Origin of the sequence: Streptomyces sp. NPDC058000, assembly GCF_042886435.1 — a bacterium.
In the GTDB taxonomy this organism is placed as follows: Bacteria; Actinomycetota; Actinomycetes; order Streptomycetales; family Streptomycetaceae; genus Streptomyces.
In genome coordinates, this window is sequence record NZ_JBHVQS010000013.1 from 91,820 (window position 1) to 110,973 (window position 19,154).

The 19,154-nt window shown below is 73.4% G+C and carries 18 protein-coding genes; 12 read left to right on the top strand and 6 right to left on the bottom strand.

From position 1 onward, the window contains the following. Positions 1-24: 24 nt before the first annotated feature. The 3 genes from ACFVT2_RS16410 (at position 25) to ACFVT2_RS16420 (ending at position 3,572) form a co-directional block, all read left to right on the top strand. Positions 25-1,047, top strand: a complete 1,023-nt coding sequence (locus ACFVT2_RS16410) for a tetratricopeptide repeat protein (protein ID WP_390017717.1) — start codon at positions 25-27, stop codon at positions 1,045-1,047. A 54-nt stretch (positions 1,048-1,101) separates the two neighbouring features. Then, on the top strand, positions 1,102-2,691 hold the full coding sequence (locus tag ACFVT2_RS16415) for a fatty acyl-CoA synthetase (RefSeq protein WP_390017719.1): 1,590 nt from the start codon (positions 1,102-1,104) through the stop codon (positions 2,689-2,691). 80 nt (positions 2,692-2,771) lie between these two features. Beyond that, complete coding sequence (locus tag ACFVT2_RS16420) at positions 2,772-3,572, top strand: VOC family protein (protein WP_390017721.1); 801 nt, start codon at positions 2,772-2,774, stop codon at positions 3,570-3,572. 2 nt (positions 3,573-3,574) lie between these two features. Here ACFVT2_RS16420 and paaK read toward each other — a convergent pair whose 3' ends face one another. After that, positions 3,575-4,912: a phenylacetate--CoA ligase PaaK gene (paaK, locus tag ACFVT2_RS16425; protein WP_390017840.1), complete on the bottom strand. Its 1,338-nt coding sequence runs from the start codon at positions 4,910-4,912 to the stop codon at positions 3,575-3,577. 121 nt (positions 4,913-5,033) lie between these two features. Between paaK and ACFVT2_RS16430 the strand changes: the two genes are divergently transcribed. Together ACFVT2_RS16430 and ACFVT2_RS16435 are read left to right on the top strand one after the other, a co-directional pair. Then, positions 5,034-5,732, top strand: a complete 699-nt coding sequence (locus ACFVT2_RS16430; protein WP_390017724.1) for an alpha/beta fold hydrolase — start codon at positions 5,034-5,036, stop codon at positions 5,730-5,732. A 276-nt stretch (positions 5,733-6,008) separates the two neighbouring features. After that, complete coding sequence (locus tag ACFVT2_RS16435) at positions 6,009-6,638, top strand: chorismate mutase (RefSeq protein WP_390017726.1); 630 nt, start codon at positions 6,009-6,011, stop codon at positions 6,636-6,638. Positions 6,639-6,963: 325 nt separating this feature from the next. On the opposite strand, the gene ACFVT2_RS16440 is transcribed toward ACFVT2_RS16435, so the two are convergent. Then, positions 6,964-8,592 (bottom strand): acyl-CoA synthetase, encoded by a 1,629-nt coding sequence (locus ACFVT2_RS16440; protein WP_390017729.1) that lies wholly within the window; start codon positions 8,590-8,592, stop codon positions 6,964-6,966. 162 nt (positions 8,593-8,754) lie between these two features. Between ACFVT2_RS16440 and ACFVT2_RS16445 the strand changes: the two genes are divergently transcribed. The 5 genes from ACFVT2_RS16445 to ACFVT2_RS16465 all read left to right on the top strand — a co-directional run bounded on the left by ACFVT2_RS16445 (position 8,755) and on the right by ACFVT2_RS16465 (position 13,345). Next, entirely contained in the window at positions 8,755-9,600 is an 846-nt protein-coding gene (locus ACFVT2_RS16445; protein WP_390017731.1) for a crotonase/enoyl-CoA hydratase family protein, read from the top strand. Positions 9,601-9,810: 210 nt separating this feature from the next. After that, positions 9,811-10,791 (top strand): Zn-ribbon domain-containing OB-fold protein, encoded by a 981-nt coding sequence (locus ACFVT2_RS16450; RefSeq protein ID WP_390017733.1) that lies wholly within the window; start codon positions 9,811-9,813, stop codon positions 10,789-10,791. Then, entirely contained in the window at positions 10,791-11,837 is a 1,047-nt protein-coding gene (locus tag ACFVT2_RS16455) for a thiolase domain-containing protein (RefSeq protein WP_390017736.1), read from the top strand. The genes ACFVT2_RS16450 and ACFVT2_RS16455 overlap by 1 nt, the downstream gene beginning before the upstream one ends. Further along, positions 11,834-13,015 carry a thiolase domain-containing protein gene (locus ACFVT2_RS16460; protein ID WP_390017738.1) on the top strand — a complete coding sequence of 394 codons (1,182 nt, stop codon included), beginning with the start codon at positions 11,834-11,836 and terminating at the stop codon, positions 13,013-13,015. Before ACFVT2_RS16455 ends, ACFVT2_RS16460 begins: the two co-directional genes overlap by 4 nt. 87 nt (positions 13,016-13,102) lie before the next feature. Then, positions 13,103-13,345: a DUF397 domain-containing protein gene (locus tag ACFVT2_RS16465; RefSeq protein WP_390017740.1), complete on the top strand. Its 243-nt coding sequence runs from the start codon at positions 13,103-13,105 to the stop codon at positions 13,343-13,345. Between the two features lie 59 nt (positions 13,346-13,404). On the opposite strand, the gene ACFVT2_RS16470 is transcribed toward ACFVT2_RS16465, so the two are convergent. From ACFVT2_RS16470 to ACFVT2_RS16480, 3 genes are read right to left on the bottom strand one after another with little or no spacing between them, the layout of a single operon-like run. After that, positions 13,405-14,148, bottom strand: coding sequence for a leucine-rich repeat domain-containing protein (locus ACFVT2_RS16470; RefSeq protein ID WP_390017742.1), 744 nt, complete (start codon positions 14,146-14,148; stop codon positions 13,405-13,407). Further along, complete coding sequence (locus tag ACFVT2_RS16475) at positions 14,139-14,903, bottom strand: maleylpyruvate isomerase family mycothiol-dependent enzyme (protein WP_390017745.1); 765 nt, start codon at positions 14,901-14,903, stop codon at positions 14,139-14,141. The genes ACFVT2_RS16470 and ACFVT2_RS16475 overlap by 10 nt, the downstream gene beginning before the upstream one ends. Then, positions 14,894-15,577, bottom strand: a complete 684-nt coding sequence (locus ACFVT2_RS16480) for a pyridoxal 5'-phosphate synthase (protein ID WP_390017747.1) — start codon at positions 15,575-15,577, stop codon at positions 14,894-14,896. The genes ACFVT2_RS16475 and ACFVT2_RS16480 overlap by 10 nt, the downstream gene beginning before the upstream one ends. A 50-nt stretch (positions 15,578-15,627) precedes the next feature. Here ACFVT2_RS16480 and ACFVT2_RS16485 point away from each other — a divergent pair, with 50 nt between their 5' ends. Both ACFVT2_RS16485 and ACFVT2_RS16490 read left to right on the top strand, forming a co-directional pair. Beyond that, positions 15,628-16,233 (top strand): CGNR zinc finger domain-containing protein, encoded by a 606-nt coding sequence (locus ACFVT2_RS16485; protein WP_390017750.1) that lies wholly within the window; start codon positions 15,628-15,630, stop codon positions 16,231-16,233. 72 nt (positions 16,234-16,305) lie between these two features. Next, positions 16,306-16,806 (top strand): hypothetical protein, encoded by a 501-nt coding sequence (locus ACFVT2_RS16490; RefSeq protein ID WP_390017753.1) that lies wholly within the window; start codon positions 16,306-16,308, stop codon positions 16,804-16,806. A 90-nt stretch (positions 16,807-16,896) separates the two neighbouring features. On the opposite strand, the gene ACFVT2_RS16495 is transcribed toward ACFVT2_RS16490, so the two are convergent. After that, a complete protein-coding gene (locus ACFVT2_RS16495; RefSeq protein WP_390017755.1) occupies positions 16,897-18,909 on the bottom strand; it encodes an N-acetylmuramoyl-L-alanine amidase in 2,013 nt (670 codons plus the stop codon). Positions 18,910-19,154: the final 245 nt, after the last annotated feature.

Genomic DNA, 19,154 nt, shown 5'->3' on the forward strand with positions numbered 1-19,154 from the left:
ACACCGAAGACGGGAGGCGGGACGATGAGCACTGACCACGGGATCGATCCGGTGACCGCACTGCGGGCCGCGGAAATCCTGGAATCCCCGCGCCGGCTGCACCAGGGGCTGGAGGAGACGGACGACGCGATCGCCACGCTGGACAAGGTGCTCACCGCCACCCCTCCGGGACCGCTGCGCATCACCATCCTGTCCAACCTTGGCCTGATCCGCATGGTCCGGTTCCAACTCACCTCCTCCCTGGCCGACCTCGACGCAGCCATCCACTGCTTCCGGGAAGCGCAGACCGCACACACCGCCCAACTCCCCGAGGGCAGCCACCCCGAGCTGAGCGCCACCATCCCGAACCTGATCGGCGCCCTGCACGCCCGGGCCGAATACACCGGCGACTGGGACGACCTCGACGAAGCGATCGTCGTCGGCCGCGAGGCGGCGGTCCGCATCCCGCACGGTCTGCCCCAGCGCTCCGCGGCGCTCGCCAGCCTCAGCAGCGCCCTGCGCATCCGATACGAACGCGACGGCTACGAGGGCGATCTGACGGAGGCCATCGACCTGGGCCGGCAAGCCAGCGCGGACCTGCCCGTGGACCACCCTCGGCAGGGCGCGGTGCTGTCCAACCTCGGCAGTTCCCTGATGGCGGCGGGGCTGCTGGCGGACGCCGTCCGCGCCTACGAGCAGGCCGTCGCACGGTTCGAGGCGGTGGGCAACCGCCACGGCCGGGCCCGCACCCGCACCAACCTCGCCGCGGCGCTGGCCCAGGCCGGCCGCATCGACGAGGCGCTGGAGGTGTCCTGGCAGGCCCTGGCGGGATTCCGGGACCTCGGGGACGCGTCCGGCGAGGCCCGGGTGAAGAAGAACGTCGCCTCGTTCCTGGCCGGGTGGGAGGAGTCCGCCGCCCGGGACGCGCAGCAGACCCGGGCCGTGTACGAGCGCGTCGTCGAGGACTGCGTGCGGATCCTGGGGGCGGACGACGCCACCACCCGGAGCCTGACCGACCGCCTGGCCGCGCTGCCGCACGGCGCGGCACCCACCGGCGAACTGCCCTGACCCGCCCGGGTCCGGTGCCTTGACCGGCTCCCGGACACGCCCCAGGATCGCCGCATGAGGGATGCCACGGATGCAACGGGCGCGCGGCGCAACACGGTCGACGGGGTCCTGCGGCGCAGCGCGCGCCGGGTGCCGGAGCGGACGGCGGTCCGGTACGCCGGACGGAGCTGGAGCTACCGCGCACTGGACGACGCGGTGACCGCCGCCGCGCGGGTACTACTGGCCGAGGGCCTGCGCCCCGGCGACCGGGTGGCGTCCTACGGGCACAACTCCGACGCCTACCTGATCGGATTCCTGGCCTGCGCCCGCGCCGGCCTGGTGCACGTACCGGTCAACCACGGCCTGACCGGCGAGGAACTCCACTACATCCTGACGCAGTCCGGCAGCGCCCTGGTGCTCACCGACCTCGCCCTGGCGTCCCGGCTGCCGGACACGGTTCGGGCGGTGCCGCTGCACGGCGCGCCGGACGGGCTGCTGGAGCGGCTGGCGCGGCAGCCGGCGGAACCCGGGGATCCGACCGGTGCCGGCGCACTTCCCGAGGCGTCCGACGACACCCTCGTCCAGTTGCTCTACACCTCCGGGACCACCGCCCTCCCCAAGGGCGCGATGATGACCCACCGGGCCCTGGTGCACGAGTACACCAGCGCGATCGTCGCCCTCGACCTGAAGGAGGGCGACCATCCGGTTCACTCGCTGCCGCTCTACCACTCCGCGCAGCTGCACGTCTTCCTGCTGCCCTATCTGGCGGTCGGGGCGGAGAACACCATCGTGGACGGACCCGACCCGGAGCGGATCTTCGCGCTGGTGGAAGCGGGCCGGGCGGACAGCCTGTTCGCCCCGCCCACGGTCTGGATCGCGCTCGCCAACCACCCCGGCTTCGGCGACCGGGATCTGACCGGGCTGCGCAAGGCGTACTACGGTGCCTCCGTCATGCCGGTGCCCGTACTGGAACGGCTCCGCGCCCGGCTGCCGCGGCTGGCCTTCTACAACTGCTTCGGGCAGAGCGAGATCGGCCCGCTGGCCACCGTCCTGGGCCCGGACGAGCACGCCGGCCGGATGGACTCCTGCGGCCGCCCGGTGCTGTTCGTCGAGGCGCGGGTGGTGGACGAGGACGGCCGGGAGGTGCCGGACGGCACCCGGGGCGAGGTGGTCTACCGCTCGCCGCAGCTGTGCGCCGGGTACTGGGACAAGCCGGAGGAGACCGCGGAGGCGTTCCGGGACGGCTGGTTCCACTCCGGCGACCTGGCGGTCCGGGACGCGGCCGGCTACTTCACCGTGGTGGACCGGGTCAAGGACGTCATCAACTCCGGTGGTGTCCTGGTCGCCTCGCGCCAGGTGGAGGACGTGCTCTACGCGCATCCGCAGGTCGCCGAGGTCGCGGTCATCGGGTTGCCGGACGAGCGGTGGATCGAGGCGGTGACCGCGGTGGTGGTCCGGCGCGCCGACGGCGCGGGCGAGGCGGCCCGGGCGGCCGACGCGGACGGGAACGGCGTGGTGGGGGAGGCGGAGCTGATCGCCGCGGCGCGGGAGCGGCTGGCGCCGTTCAAGGTGCCCAAGCGGGTGGTGTTCGTGGACGCGCTGCCGCGCAACGCCAGCGGCAAGGTCCTCAAACGTGCGCTGCGCGAGCGGTTCGGCACCCGCTGAGCGGCGCGCGCACGGCGACTGTCAGTGCCCCCTGCCATGCTGGGAATCGGCATTGACCACCGTGTGATCGGAGCTCCCTCATGCTGACGACCCACTACATCCCTGGCTCGCCGAACTGGCTCGACCTCGGCGCCCCCGACATCGACGCCGCCGCTGCTTTCTACGCCGCGGTCTTCGGCTGGACCTTCCAGTCGGCCGGCCCCGAGGGCGGCGGCTACGGCTTCTTCCAGCTCGACGGCAAGACGGTGGGCGCGGTCGGCCCGCTGACGGAGGAGGGTGCCGGTTCGGCCTGGACCGCGTACTTCCACACCGCGGACGCGGACGCCACCTGCAAGGCGGTGGAGCAGGCCGGCGGTCGGGTCCGGGTCGCCCCCATGGACGTCTTCACCGCCGGCCGGCTGGCCATGCTCACCGACCCGACCGGCGCCGACTTCGCGGTCTGGCAGCCGGGCGACGTCAAGGGCCTGGACGCCGTCATGGAGCCGAACACCATGTGTTGGACGGAGCTCTACACCACCGACGCCGCCGCGGCCAGGGAGTTCTACCGCACGGTGTTCTCGTGGACTTACCAGGACATGCCGATGGGTGGCGACCTGGTCTACAGCATCGCCTCCGCCCCCGGCGCCGGTCAGGGCGAGGACACCGCGCACGGCGGCATCCTGCAGCTCCAGCAGGACAATCTGGACGCCGGCTCGACCTCCGAATGGCACCCGTACTTCGGCGTGACCGACTGCGACGCCACGTACAACGCCGCCATCGAGCACGGCGCCACCCCCCTCATCCCGCCGATGGACACCCCCGGCGTCGGTCGGTTGGCCATGGTGACGGACCCGGCCGGCGCCCCCTTCGCGCTGATCAAGGGGGACCCGTCGATGACCTGACGTCATCCGTCCCGGCGGGCGTCCACGATGCGCTTGAACTTCCCGACCGAGCGCTCCAGGGTCTCCGGATCGACGATCTCGACGGCGACGGTGACCCCGATGCCGTCCTTCACGCCGCGGGCGATCCGGTCGACGGCGGCCGTCCGGTCGTCCGCCGTGGCGTCCGGCCGGGCCTCGGCGCGGACGGTCAGCTGGTCCAGCCGTCCCTCGCGGGTCAGCCGCAGCTGGAAGTGGGGGGCGACCCCCGGGGTGCGCAGCACGATCTCCTCGATCTGCGCCGGGAAGAGATTGACCCCGCGCAGGATGATCAGGTCGTCGCTGCGCCCGGTGATCTTCTCCATCCGGCGGAAGGCCGGGCGGGCGGTGCCGGGCAGCAGCCGGGTCAGGTCCCGGGTGCGGTAACGGATGACCGGCATGGCCTCCTTGGTGAGGGAGGTGAGGACCAGTTCGCCGTGCGCACCGTCCGGCAGCACCTCCCCGGTGATCGGGTCGACCACCTCCGGATAGAAGTGGTCCTCCCAGATGTGCAGCCCGTCCTTGGTCTCGACGCACTCCTGCGCCACGCCCGGGCCCATCACCTCCGACAGGCCGTAGATGTCCACGGCGTCGATGGCGAACCGCTCCTCGATCTCCCGGCGCATCTCCTCTGTCCAGGGTTCGGCGCCGAAGATGCCGACCTTCAGCGAGGTCGAGCGGGGATCGACGCCCTGCCGCTCGAACTCGTCGAGCAGGGTGAGCATGTACGACGGGGTCACCATGATGATCTCGGGGCGGAAGTCCTGGATCAGCTGCACCTGACGGCTGGTCATCCCGCCGGACGCCGGGACGACGGTACAACCGAGCCGCTCCGCGCCGTAGTGCGCGCCGAGCCCGCCGGTGAACAGCCCGTAACCGTAGGCGACGTGGACGGTGTGCCCGGGCCGGCCGCCCGCCGCGCGGATCGATCGGGCCACCAGGTCCGCCCAGTTCGAGAGGTCCCGTTCGGTGTAGCCGACGACCGTGGGGCGCCCGGTGGTGCCGCTGGAGGCGTGCAGGCGCCGCACCCGCTCCTTGGGCACGGCGAACATCCCGAACGGGTAGTGCGCCCGCAGGTCGTCCTTCGCCGTGAACGGGAAGCGGGCCAGGTCCGCCATCGAGCGGCAGTCCTCGGGCCGCACCCCCGCCCCGTCGAACGCCTCCCGGTAGAAGGGGACGTGTTCGTAGGCGTGTCGCAACGCGGCGCGCAGCCGGGTGACTTGGAGTGTGTGCAGGGCGTCCGCCGAGAGCCGCTCCGCGTCGTCGCACCAGTCGGCCCCGCAGGCCCCGCCGATCGTCCCGCTGTCCGTCGCCACTTCCGGCATGGATCTCACCGCCTCGTCTCCCTACCGATCATTCGGTAGCTGCGTGCGGCTCCAAGTAATCAGCGCGCGGCGAACACGTCAAGGGGCGTGCCGCGGACGGCCCACGAGTAGCGTCGGGCGCATGGGTGACGTACAGAAGGTGCAGGTTGATGGCGTCCGGTTGGCATACCGCGTCTGGGGCGAGGCGGACGCCCCGCCGGCGGTACTGCTGCACAGCCTCGGGGAGGACGGTGAGGACTGGCGCGGCGTGGCCGGCCGACTGGCCGCAACGCACCGGGTCTTCGCCCTCGACCAGCGCGGTCACGGCCGCAGCGACTGGCCGGGGGAGTACGGCTTCGAGCGCTGGCGCGACGATGCGATCGGTTTCGTCCAGGCGCTCGGTCTCGGCCCCGTCACGCTCATCGGCCACTCGCTGGGCGCCACCGCCGCCCTACTGCTGGCCGCTCGCCGCCCGGACCTGGTCTCCCGGCTGATCGTGGAGGAGCCCGCCCCGCCGGTCCCCGCCGACCCGCCGCAGCAGGTCCCGCCCCCGCCGCCCGGCCCCGCGGCCTTCGACTGGCAGGCCAAGATCGCCGTGGTGGCCGAGCGGAACGCCCCCGCTCCGCACTGGCGCGAGGAGCTGCCCGCGATCACCGCCCCCACCCTCGTCATCGCCGGCGGTCCCACCAGCCACATCCCCCAGCAGCACCTCGCCGAGCTGGCCGGGGCCATCCCCACCGCCTGCCTGGTCACCATCGGGGACGCCGGCCACCTCGTCCACGAGGAGCGCCCGGGGGAGTACCTGGCGGCGGTGATGTCGTTCCTGGCGGGAAGTCGGTGAGGGCTCGGCGGGCGGGCTGAGCACGGTACTTGACGGAGCGTCAGAGACGAACGTCGGGGTCTCGGGCGTGCCCTGGTGGGGCGTTGGGCGGTGTCCCGGTGGAGTGTCGAGCCGGGCCCCGTCGGGGCGTGGAGCGGTGCCCCGGCACGGTGTCGTGCGGTGCCTGCCGGGGAGTGGGTGTCGGTGGGGTCGGGGCGGCCGTAAGCTCCCAGCGTCCGCAACCCTCCCGCGGCCCGCGCGCCGTGCGCCGGGCCGCGGTTTCGAGAAAGGCTCGATGTGCAGGTGACCACCTCGATGCGCCGTGCGCTGCTCGCCGGGACCGCCGCGGCGGTGCTGTTCACCGGGGCCGGGAGCGCCGTCGCGGCGCCGGCCGCCGGGGCCGGGCGGCCGGCAACCGGGCCGGTCGGTGCCGCGCCCGCGCCGGTCGGGCAGCTCCGGCCGCTGGCCGCGCTCTCCGCCGAACGGCTGGCCACCGCCGACCTGGTGGCCGCGGCGAAGTGGGGGACCGGCAGCCCGATCGACGACCCGGTCCGGGAACGTGAGGTGCTGGACGCGGTGGCGGCCCAGGCCCGCCAACTGGGCGCCGATCCGGAGGCGACGGTACGGATCTTCCGGGACCAGATCGAGGCGAGCAAGCTTGTCCAGCGCGGGCTGCACCGCCGCTGGACGGCGGACCCGACGCAGGCGCCCACCACCCGGCCGGATCTCGCCAGGGTCCGCGCGGAGATCAACCGGATCAACGGGGAGCTGGTCCGGGCCATCGCCGCGTCCCCGCAGGCCCGTACGGCGCCGAGCTGCGTGCCGTGGCTGACGGTGTCCGCGCTGCGGGTGGGACAGGAGCGGCATCTGGACGTGCTGCACGCGGCGGGGCTGGCCCGGTCGCTGCGCTCGGTCTGCGCGGGCTAGCCGGCGGAGGGCCGGGCGAGCGTCCGGGCGGGCGTCCGGGCGGCGGCCGGGCCGGTCGGGCCGGTCGGGCCGGGCGAGCTGGAGCGACGCACCGGGCCGCGCCGGCCATCGGGCCGCCGGACACCCCGGATCGACCCCATCGGCCCCACCGGCGTCACCAACCCCACCAGCCCACTGGCGTCACCGGCCCACCGACCTCGCCAACCCACCGACCCTGCTGGCCCCACCAGTCCCACCGGCCCTACCGACCCCACCCGCCCGTGGCTCACCCCACCCGCCCGTGGCTCACGCCTCCCGCCCGTGGCTCACCCCACCCGCCCGCGGCTCACGCCTCCCGTTCGCCCGTCGCCACCGCCTTCGCCCAGCGGTAGTCCGCCTTGCCGCTGGGCGACCGCTGGATGTGGTCGGTGAAGACGACCTGGCGCGGGACCTTGTAGCCGGCCAGCCGGGTCCGGCAGTGCGACTGGAGGTCTGTGAGCTCCAACGGACGTGCATCCGGGCGGAGTTGGACGACGGCGGCGACGCGGTTGCCCCAGCGGCCGTCCGGGACGCCGGCCACCAGCGCGTCGTAGACGTCCGGATGCGCCTTGAGTGCCTGCTCGACCTCCTCCGGATAGATCTTCTCCCCACCGGAGTTGATGCACTGCGAGCCCCGCCCCAGCACGGTGACCACACCGTCCGCGTCGACGGTGGCCATGTCGCCGAGCAGCACCCACCGGTCGCCGTCCGCCTCGAAGAACGTCTCGGCGGTCTTCGCCGGGTCGTTGTAGTAGCCGAGCGGGACGTGCCCGCGCAGCGCGAGGCGGCCCGCCGCGCCGACCTCCGCCGGCCGGAGCGTGGCCGGATCCACCACCGCCATACGGGGGTTGACGTTCAGCCGGAAGCCCTTGTCCGGGCCGGAGTCGTCGGTGGCGGTGCCGTTGAAACCGGACTCCGACGAGCCGAAGTTGTTCAGCAGCAGCGCGTTCGGTACCAGCGCGCTGAACTGCGCGCGGACCGTGTCGGAGAGGATCGCCCCGGAGCTGCTGACGCTGAACAGGGACGAGCAGTCGGTCCCCTTGAGCGGGCCGCCGAGCGCATCCACCAGCGGCCGCAGCATCGCATCGCCCACCAGGGAGACGCTGGTCACCCGCTCCCGCTCGATGGTGCGCAGCACCTCTTTCGGCGCGAACTTGCTGTGCAGGACGACCTTCTGGCCGAAGTGGAAGGCGATGAACGCGGTGAGTGTCGAGGTGCCGTGCATCAGCGGGGGCGTCGGGAAGAAGACCAGGCCCTCGCCGCCGGCCGCCACCCGCTCGGCCAGTTCCTGCGGGCGGCCGACCGGCTCACCGGTCGGTGCGCCGCCGCCCATCCCGGAGAAGAAGATGTCCTCGTGGCGCCACATCACGCCCTTGGGCATGCCGGTGGTCCCGCCGGTGTAGATGACGATCCGGTCGTCGGCGGAGCGTGGCCCGAATCCGCGGGCGGGGGAGCCGGACGCCGTGGCCTCCGTCATCGGTACCGGCGCGATCCGCGGCTCGGCGGCCCCGGCGGGCGGGGTGCCGACCCGTACCAGGTGCCGTAGCTTCGGTGCCTGCGGCAGGGCGCCGGCCACCCGCCCGGTGAACTCCGCGTCGAAGACCAGTGCCACCAGGTCGGCATCCCGGTAGAGGTAGACCAACTCCTCTTCGACGTAACGGTAGTTGACGTTGACCGGGACGGCGCGGATCTTCAGGCAGGCGTAGACGGACTGGAGGTACTCGGCGCCGTTGTAGAGGTGCAGCCCGACGTGGTCGCCGGGGCCGATGCCCTGGTCGGCGAGGTGGTGGGCCAGTCGGTTGGCGGCGCGGTCCAGCTCGGCGTAGGTGAGTCGCCGCTCGGCGCCGGTGCCCGGATGGTCGAGGTGCACCAGCGCCTCGCGGTCGGGAACGGTGTCGACGATCGACTCGAAGAGGTCGGCGAGGTTGTACTCCATGGCTCCTCCAGACCGGGCGGGCGTCGGCTCGGCGTCATTAGAACGCCGTCGTCGAGTGCAAGGAAGGGCCGGCGCCAAGAAAACTGACTGGTCGTCAGAAAAGCCTTGAACTCGTCGTGCGGCTACTGCAACCTGTTCTACGTCGTGAGACGGGAGGACGGAATGGGCGGGACCGAACACGCCGCGACCGCACCGGCTCGGCCGGAGGACGCGGGTACCGAACACCTCACCGTGACGCGCACCGGCGCGACACTGGTGCTCACCCTCAACCGGCCGGAGGCCAAGAACGCACTGTCCCTGCCGATGCTGGTCGGCCTCCATGACGGCTGGCTCGCCGCCGATGCCGACGACGGCATCCGGTCGATCGTGCTGACCGGCGCCGGCGGCTCCTTCTGCGCCGGTATGGACCTCAAGGCGCTGGCCGGGGGCGGGATGGCCGGCGAGGAGTACCGGGAACGGCTGCGCGCCGACCCCGATCTGCACTGGAAGGCGATGCTGCGCCACCACCGCCCGCGCAAACCGGTGATCGCCGCCGTCGAGGGCCACTGCGTCGCCGGCGGCACGGAGATCCTCCAGGGCACCGACATCCGGGTCGCCGGCGAGAGCGCCACCTTCGGGCTCTACGAGGTCCGGCGCGGCCTGTTCCCCATCGGCGGCTCCACCGTGCGCCTGGCCCGCCAGATCCCCCGCACGCACGCCCTGGAGATGCTGCTCACCGGCCGCCCCTACCCGGCACCCGAGGCGGCCCGGATCGGCCTGATCGGCCAGGTCGTCCCCGACGGTACCGCGCTGGCGAAGGCCCTGGAGATCGCCGAGCGGATCAACGCCTGCGGCCCGCTCGCCGTCGAAGCGGTCAAGGCGTCCGTCTACGAGACCGCCGACCTGACCGAGGCCGACGGGCTCGCCGCCGAACTCGCCCGCGGCTGGCCGATCTTCGACACCGCCGACGCCAAGGAGGGCTCCCGCGCCTTCGCCGAGAAGCGCCCACCGGTTTTCCGGCGCGCCTAGGGCCTGTCCGGTGGATCATGGCCGGGTCCGCGGCGTCTGGCACGGCACCTCGCCGCGTTGCCGAAACGTCCCAATAGCTCCGCTATCAGGCCGCTCCGGCGCCTTGCGATGCACCGCACCAGACGCCGCGGCCTATCCGACCCTGATCCACCGGACAGGCCCTAGGGCCTGCGCGCACAGGCCCGCCCCCACCCGACCGAGGAGTCCGCCATGTCAGAGGTCCTCACCGCGCCGCTCGTCGTCGAATTCCCCTTCACCCGCTCGCTCGGCCCGGTCCAGAGCGCGTTCCTCACCGGGCTGCGCGAACGCACCGTCCTCGGGGTCCGGGCCCGCGACGGCCGGGTGGTGGTGCCGCCCGTCGAATACGACCCGGCCACCGCCGACGAACTCCGCGACCTGGTCGAGGTCGCCCCGACCGGCACCGTCACCACCTGGGCCTGGAACCCGTCCGCGCGCCGCGGCCAGCCGCTCGACACCCCCTTCGCCTGGGTCCTGGTCCGGCTCGACGGCGCCGACACCGCCCTCCTGCACGCCCTCGACGCACCCGGCCCGGACGCCGTGCGCACCGGTATGAGGGTCCGGATCCGCTGGGCCGCCGGACGCACCGGCGCGATCACCGACATCGCCTGCTTCGAACCCGCCGACAGTGAAGTGACGGAGCGTCAAACGCGTCCACACAGCGGAGAGTTCGCTGACCCGGTCACCGGAATCACCGCCCCGGCCCGGCTCGACTACACCTACGCACCCGGCCGCACCCAGTCCCGCTACATCCGGGCACTCGCCGAACGGAAGACCGTCGGCGAACGCTGCCCGGCCTGCCGCAAGGTCTACGTCCCGCCCCGCGGCGCCTGCCCCACCTGCGGGGTCGCGACCGGCGAGCCGGTCGAGGTCGGCCCCCGCGGCACCGTCACCACCTACTGCATCGTCAACATCAAGGCCCGCAACCTCGACATCGAGGTGCCCTACGTCTACGCCCACATCGCCCTGGACGGCGCCGACCTGGCGCTGCACGCCCGGATCGGCGGCATCCCCTACGACCAGGTGCGGATGGGGCTACGAGTGGAACCCGTCTGGCCCGACGGCGCCCTCCCCCACAGCCCTCAAGGCATGGGAGGCGCCCCCTTCCCCGACCACTACCGCCCCACCGGCGAGCCCGACGCCGACTACGACAGCTACAAGGAGCTGATCTGATGCCCGAGCCAGTGCGCGGCCCGGTGCGCGAGGTCGCCATCGTCGCCTTCGGACAGAGCGAACACCTCCCGGACAGCGCGGCGACCTCCGAGGTCGAGATGGTGATGCCGGTCCTGCACGACGTTCTCGCGCAGACCGGCCTGGCGGCCCGGGACATCGGCTTCACCTGCTCCGGCTCCTCCGACTACCTCGCCGGCCGCGCCTTCTCCTTCACCATGGCCCTGGACGGCGTCGGTGCCTGGCCGCCGATCTCCGAATCCCACGTCGAGATGGACGGCGCCTGGGCGCTGTACGAAGCCTGGGTCAAGATCCTCACCGGCGAGGCCGACACCGCATTGGTCTACGCGTACGGCAAGTCCTCGCCCGGCGACCTCCGCGAGGTCCTCACCCGCCAACTCGACCCTTACTACGTAGCCCCGCTCTGGCCCGACTCCGTGGCGCTCGCCGCCCTCCAGGCCCAGGCACTCCTCGACGCCGGACACACCGACGCACGCGAACTGGCCGCGATCGGCGCACGCAGCCGCGGCGGCGCGGACGCCGCCCCCGGCCGGCAGGTCGTCGGCCCGCTGCGCACCGGCGACTGCCCGCCGGTGGTGGACGGCGCCGCCGCGGTGATCCTCGCCGCCGGCGACACCGCCCGCCGCCTCACCGGCCGCCCTGCCTGGATCCGCGGCCTGGACCACCGCATCGAGGCGCACAGCCTGGGCGTCCGCGACCTCACCGACTCGCCCTCGACCCGGCTCGCCGCCGAACGCGCCGGGGCCTTCGACGCACCGGTGGACACCGCCGAACTGCACGCCCCGTTCACCTCCCAGGAGGTCGTCCTGCGCCGCGCCCTGCGGCTCGACGCACCCGGCAGCACGGTCCGCATCAACCCGTCCGGCGGCGCCCTGGCCGCCAACCCCGTGATGGCCGCCGGACTGATCCGCCTCGGCGAGGCCGCCGCCGCCATCCAACGCGGCGAGGCGGACCGCGCCCTGGCACACGCCACCTCGGGGCCGTGCCTACAGCAGAACCTGGTCGCCGTCCTGGAGGGGGAGCGATGAGCAACGCAGCGACCGCGAAGGAGCCGGTGGCCGTCGTCGGCATCGGCCAGACCAAGCACGTCGCCGCCCGGCGCGACGTCTCGATCGCCGGACTAGTCCGTGAGGCCGCGCAACGCGCCCTGGAAGACGCCGAGTTGACCTGGCCGGAGATCGACGCGGTGGTGATCGGCAAGGCCCCCGACTTCTTCGAGGGGGTGATGATGCCGGAGCTCTACCTCGCCGACGCGCTCGGCGCCGTCGGCAAACCGATGCTCCGGGTGCACACCGCCGGCTCGGTCGGCGGCTCCACCGCCCTGGTCGCGACCAACCTCGTCGCCGCCCGCGTACACCGCACGGTCCTCACCCTCGCCTTCGAGAAGCAGTCCGAGTCCAACGCGATGTGGGGCCTGTCCCTGCCGATCCCCTTCCAACAGCCGCTGCTGGCCGGCGCCGGCGGATTCTTCGCCCCCCACGTCCGTGCTTACATGCGGCGCACCGGCGCCCCCGACACCATCGGCTCCCTGGTCGCCTACAAGGACCGCCGCAACGCACTGAAGAACCCCTACGCCCACCTCCACGAGCACGACCTCACCCTGGAGAAGGTCCAGTCCTCGCCGATGCTCTGGGACCCGATCCGCTACTCCGAGACCTGCCCCTCCTCCGACGGCGCCTGCGCCATGGTCCTCACCGACCGGGCCGGCGCCGCCCGCTCACCGCGTCCGCCGGCCTGGGTGCACGGCGGCGCGATGCGCAGCGAACCCACCCTCTTCGCCGGCAAGGACTTCGTCTCCCCGCAGGCCGGCAAGGACTGCGCCGCGGACGTCTACCGGCAGGCCGGGATCACCGACCCGCGCCGCCAGATCGACGCCGTCGAGATGTACGTCCCGTTCTCCTGGTACGAGCCGATGTGGCTGGAGAACCTCGGCTTCGCCGACGAGGGCGAGGGCTGGAAGCTCACCGAGTCCGGGGTCACCGAACTCGACGGCGACCTGCCCGTCAACCCCTCCGGCGGGGTGCTCTCCACCAACCCCATCGGCGCCTCCGGAATGATCCGCTTCGCCGAGGCCGCCCTCCAGGTGCGCGGCCAGGCAGGCGACCGTCAAATCGACGGCGCACGGCGGGCGTTGGGGCACGCCTACGGCGGTGGCGCACAGTTCTTCTCGATGTGGTTGGTGGGCGCCGAAACCCCGGCGAGCTGACCCTCCGGCGCCCGCCGGACGTCCCCTGTCCGTCCCCGGGCCCAGTCGTTACCCTGGCCACGGACGACGACCGGGAGGAGCGATTACGTGGCCGAGACCATCACCGACCAGCGGCTCGCGGGCGGGCCCAGGCCCGAACTCGACCTGACCCACGCCGACTGGCATACGAGCACGCGGGGCGTCGGCGGAGACGTCCAGATCGCCTTCGTCGAGGGGTACGTCGCGATGCGCAACGGCCGCAGCCCGGAGATACCGGCGCTGATCTTCACCCCCGCCGAGTGGCGCGGCTTCGTCCTCGGCGCCCGCGAGGGCGAATTCGACCTGACCTGACGGACATTGACGCACCGTCACCGACGGTCCGCCCCCGCCCCGCGGCGGGGGCGGACCCGTCAGGTGAGCACCACGCACCCCCGCGCCCGCAGGGCCCGGACCGGCGCCGCCGCGTCGTCCACCGCGTTCCAGCGCAGATCCAACTTCTCCAGCGCCGGCAGGTCGGCGACCCACGCCGGCAGGTCCCCGATCCGATTGCCGCGCAGATCCAGCCACCGCAGCAGCGGCAGCCCCCGCAGCGCCCCGGGGACCTGCGGCAGCGCATTGTCGCGCAGCTCCAGCACGCGCAGCGCGCCGAGCCCCGCGACCCCGTCCGGCAACGCGGTCAGCGCATTGCCGCCCAGCCACAGCTCACGCAGCCGGCGCAGCCGCCCCACCGACGCCGGCAACGCAGTCAACTCGGCCCGCTGCACACGGAGTTCGACCAACCCCGCCATCGCCCCGATCCCCTCCGGCAGCCGCCCGAGCGGATTGTCCCCGGCGTTGAGATAGCCCAGCCGGTCCAGCCCGCAGAGCGCGTCCGGCAGGGCGGTGAGACGGTTGTCGTGGACGTAGAGGTAGCGGGTCAGGCACCCGGCCAACGCACCGAGCTCCGCGGGGAGCGACGCCAGTGCGTTGTGGCCGAGGTCGAGGGTGTGCAGGCGGCGCAGCCGACCGAGCGCGGCGGGGACCTCGGTGAGGTCGTTGTCCGCCAGGATCAGCACCGCGCAGTCCAGGTGCCGCCACACCTCACTCGGCACCGAACTCAGGCCGGCCTGCCAGTAGTTGAGGTGATCCGACGGCGGCCGCACGGTCACGGCCACGGATTCAGCTCGGGCAGCGGGCCGACGACCCCCGCGCGCTCACCCACCAGCGGGGCGTGCGGGGCGCGGCCCGCCCACCAGGCCGCGAGCGCGGTGAGTGGACCGCGCACGGTCACCACCGGACCGTCGGCAGGACCGTACCGGCGCTCCGCCGCGGGATCGTCCGTCGGCGCCAGGACGAGCCGGACGCCCTCGGGCGCACGCGGCGCCAGATGGTCCAGGAGGTGGTGGCACAGTTCCCGCGGCCACTGGTCGGTGCCGGGGCCGAGCCCGGCGTCCGTCGTGTGGATCGTCAGCTCCCGCCACCAGGCCAGCAGCGCGTCGCGCAACGCGCCGTCGCGGTAGCCCACCGGACGGGACCAGTCCTCCGGGCCGACCGCCGCCCAGGCCGCGGACGCCTCCGCCAGCGCGTCCTCGACCGCCGTCCGCAGGGCCGCGGCAGTGCGCCGGGAACCCTCCTCGATGGCGGCGGCGCGGGCCGGCCAGCCGCCGTCGTACGGCTCGATCAACGCACCGCGCAGGGCGTAGCGGGCCTGGCGGGCCATCGCCAGGCCGATGCCCTCGATATGCGCGAGGACGTGGGCGCGGGACCAGTCCGGCAGGGCGCTGGGCTCCCGCACCACGGCGTCGGTCAGGCCGGGCAGCAGCGCCCGCAGCCGCGCGTGCCCGGCCTCGACCGCCTCGCGTACGGCCTCGGCGGTCGGCTCCGCCACCGGCGTCGCGGCGGCGTCGGGGGCGTCGTTCGTCAGGGCCACAGCAGCTCCTTCGTCCAGGTGGTGCCGGCGCGGCGGTATGCCAGCCGGGTGTGGTTGCGGTCCTTGGCGCCCTGCCAGAACTCCACCGACTCCGCCCGAACGGTGTGCAGCGTCCACGCTGCCGGCACCAGTCCGGGATCGTCGGCCAGTTGCTCGGCGGCGCCGGCCATCGCGGCGTCCCGTTCGGCCAGGGACGTCAGCGGTTGGCTCTGCCGGCCGAGCAGCGCCTCGGCGCGTGCCCCGGCACTCCGGGCCAGGAAATCGGCCGCGGACCGCTCCGCGCCCTCCCGCACCACCGGGCCCCGCACCCGCACCTGGCGGGCGAGCGATGGGGGCACCCCCGCGCCCTTGAGGCGTGGGGGACAGTAGAAGGTCAGTGCCGCATACGGGCGGGCGGCCAGCTGGCGGCCCTTGACGCTGCCGTCGTGCGCCGCGAAGCGCCAGCCCGCCGCGTCGACGTCCTTGAGGATCAGGGTGCGCGCGGACGGCGTGCCGTCGGCGTCGGTGGTGGCGAGCGTCATCGCGTGCGGCTCGGGGACCTGTGCCCGGATGGCGCCGAGCAGCCATTGGGTGAACAACTCCACCGGATCGTCGGGCGTCGCCGCCGGGTCGAAGGCCGGCAGCTCACCCCCGAACACCGGCAGATCGCGGAGCAGTTGACGGAGATCGGCCATGCCTCCCCCTCAGGTAGCTAATGGTTGAGCGTGACCGTACCATTAGCAGTATGGAAGCAACACGGCTCGCCCTCGATCTCGCCGTCACCATCCGGCACGACGGGCACGGCGGCGTCGCCGACGACCTGACCGACACCGCCGGGCTCACGACCTGGGTGCGCGACCGCGCCACCGCACTGGACTGCGCCGAGGACGGCCCGCCCGCCGCGGACCAGGCACTGCTCACCGCCGTACGGGAGCTGCGCGCCGCGGTCCGCTCGCTGTTCGCCCGCGCCGTCCGCCCGGGCCCGCCCAGCTCAGCCGACGCCCACCGACTGCTCCCCGAGGACCAGGCGCTGGCCCGCCTGAACGCCGCCGCGGCCCGGGTCCCGACCGCCCCCCGACTCGTCTGGGAGCCGGACGCACCCCCCGTGCTGCGCGACCTCCCGCTCGGCTCCCCGCCCGCCGCCGACCGGCTCACCGCCGCACTGGCCCGGGCCGCCCTCGCCTTCCTCGGAGGCCCGGACCGCGAGCGGCTGCGGGCCTGCCCGGCCCCGCGCTGCGTGCGCTACTTCGTGAAGGACCACGCCCGCCAGGAGTGGTGCACACCGTCCTGCGGCAACCGCGCCCGGGTCGCCCGCCACCACGCCCGGCACCACCGGACCGAGGACGGCTGAGGACGCCGCCGACCTGCACCGGAGGCGGGCATCCGGGCCGGTGTGCCGGGTCGGGCCACGTACGATGGCGGCATGTCCTTCCTCCGCCGCCGCAGCGCAGCCACGCCCGCCGGTCCAGACTTCGACGTACTCGCCATGGACCCGGGGGACTGGCCCGGCAATCTCGGGGCCGGGCTGCTGCCCGCGCCCGACGGGAGCTGCCAGGGCGTCTTCCTCCGCTACGACCTGTTCGGCGGCCGCGGCCCGGCGATGATCATCGGCAACCTGCCGGAGGGCTCCCCGGCCCGCGAGGTTGAGGAGGGGCAGGTGCCCTTCGAGGTGGCCCAACTGCTCGCGGCGCTCGAAAACGACGAGCCGGTGACGGTCGTCGAGACCGAGGACACCCCCGTGATGCACCAGGACAACCTCCTGATCGTCAAGCGCATCAAGTGTTCCGAGAGCCGTGTCTCCTGCGTGCAGTTCGACCGCAATGACGGCGTGCTGGTGACCATCGCCAGCTGGGACCGCCCGATCACCGACGATCTCTACGCCCTGCTCAAGCCACTGCCCGCGGAGCTGTTCCAGCAGGGCTGACCCGGTGGACCGGTCGCTGCACGCAGCACGCGCCCGGTGGACGGCTTCGGGCCGCCACCGGGCGCGTCGCGTTCCCGCACCACCCGAGGGCTACGACCCCGAGGACCGCACGTCCACGTCGGCCGCCCGCACGTAGCCGACCCGGTGCCCGAGCTGGATCTCGTAGTACACGTCGTCGCCCCGGACCACCGCGTGCTTGGTGATGTCGAAGGTCGGCGAGTAGAAGTACTCCGACTGCACCCGCCCGCCGACCGCGTACTCCTGCCCCGCGAGCAGGGTGTACGGCAGCGGGGTGACCGCCTGCACCGGCACCTGCGACGGGTACGCCTCCTTCTCCGGGTACGCCCGCCCGTAGACCGGGATCGCCGCCCGGCCCGCCTTCGGCGTGGCCACCTGCCCCTTGGCGTTCACCGCCGTCGGGTGCGAGCGCGGGTTGTGGAACCACGCCCGCTGCCCGAGGTACCAGATCGCCGTCCAGTCACCGGACCGCCCGGCCACCGCGAACCGCTGCCCGGTCGTGGCCCGCGCCGCGGTGTCGTTCACCCCGGTCGTGGTGGCGGAGCCGTCCGGGTGCAGCCCGACGTCCTGGATCAGCGGCGCGCTCTCACGGGGCGCGGTGTGCAGCCGGACGGCGGTGGAACCGTGGGCCGCGCAGGGCTGCCCGGCCTTCTCGCACCCGGTGTAGACCGGCCGGTTGCGGTCGTAGGACGGACGGATGGTGACCAGGCCGCCGTGCGAGCCCGCGGTCCGGGTGAACGGCTTGCCCAGCAGCGTGAAGTAGTGCGCCCAGTCCCAGTACGGGCCGGGGTCGGTGTGCATCCCGGGAATCGTCGACGGGATCGTCCCGGGCACGTTGTCGTGGCCCAGGATGTGCTGCCGGTCCAGCGGGATGTCGTACTCCTTCGCCAGGTACTTCACCAACCGGGCCGAGGTGCGGTACATCGCCTCCGTGTACCAGGCGTCCGGCGCGGCCAGGAACCCCTCGTGCTCGATGCCGATCGAGTGCGAGTTGACGTACCAGTTGCCCGCGTGCCAGGCGACGTCCTTGGTCGGCACGTGCTGGGCGATCAGCCCGTCCGAGGAGCGGACGGTGTAGTGCCAGGACACGTACTTGGGGTCCTTGATCAGCCGCAGTGTGGTCTCCCACGACCCCTCGGTGTCATGGATGACGATGCTGTCGATCCGCTGGTCCTTGGGCCGGTCGGCCAGGTCGTGGTTGCCGTAGTTGGTCCCGTTGTCGTACTGCTCGTACGGCGCCGGCCAGGACTCGCACGCCACCGACCAGGGGCACTCCAGCGCCCCGCCGGCACCGGGCGCCGAGGCACGCTGGGTGGTGGCGGCCTTGCCGAGACGTTTCTTCTGACCGGCGTCGGCGGCCAGCCGCGGCGCGGCGGTCAGCGCCACCCACTGCCCCGCGTCGGTGGTGCGGCGCTGCCCCTGCCGCATCACCTCGAAGACGTCCCGGGCGAACGCCGCGCCACCGCGCGCATCGTCCGCACTCCCGTAGCGCGCCACCGCCGCGTACCACTTGGCCGGATCGCCGCTGGTCGGCAGCCCCAGCGTGCGCTGGGTGGCGGCGAGCAGCGCGGCGCCGCCCAGCACGTTCGCGGACGGGTCGGACCGCAGCTTCGCGGCCGACAGCCCGGTCAGCTTCGCCGCGGTCGGCAACGTCCGCAACCGGGCCGGGAGTTCGGCGGGCAACACCGCCCGCCGCGCCTGCAAGGCCGTCCGCAGGGGCCGCGCGGTGTCGCCGCGGGCGTCCTCGACGTCCGCGCTGAACTCCGGCGCCCGCGCCACCGCCGACCGGGCGTCGGTCAGGTGCATCGGCCCGTAGCCCCCGGAGACGCTCGGCGCGCCACCGTGGCTGTCCCAACGGGACTCCAGGAAGGAGACGCCCAGCAGCACGCTGCGCGGGACGTGGTAGCGCGCGGCGGCGTCGCTGAAGGCCCGCTGAAGGGTGCCGGACGGGGGCTGCCCGGCCCCCGCCGACGGGGCCGCCGCGACCAGCGGCACCAGCAGCGCCGCCGCGGCGACGGCGGTGACCGGTCTGCGCAGGGCGGGACGGCGGGTTCTCGATGCGTCTTCCGGTGCGGATCCTCGCAAAACAGCCTCCTCAAGCCGGCCCGAGCCGGGGCGGTGTGACGGTGGTGTGCCAGGGCCTGCCCGGTGGAGCGTGCATCGGCCAGGCCACGGCCGCGCGGGAGAACCCGAGACTAAGGCCCAGGTCGGCCGAGAACCATAGCTGTGCCGACGCACCGTCAATCACCCGTCCCGCTCGGGATTTCGCATGTCAGGGCATCACCGCCAGGAGTCTTCCCGGAGCGGGCCCGGGACCTGCGGGGCATCAG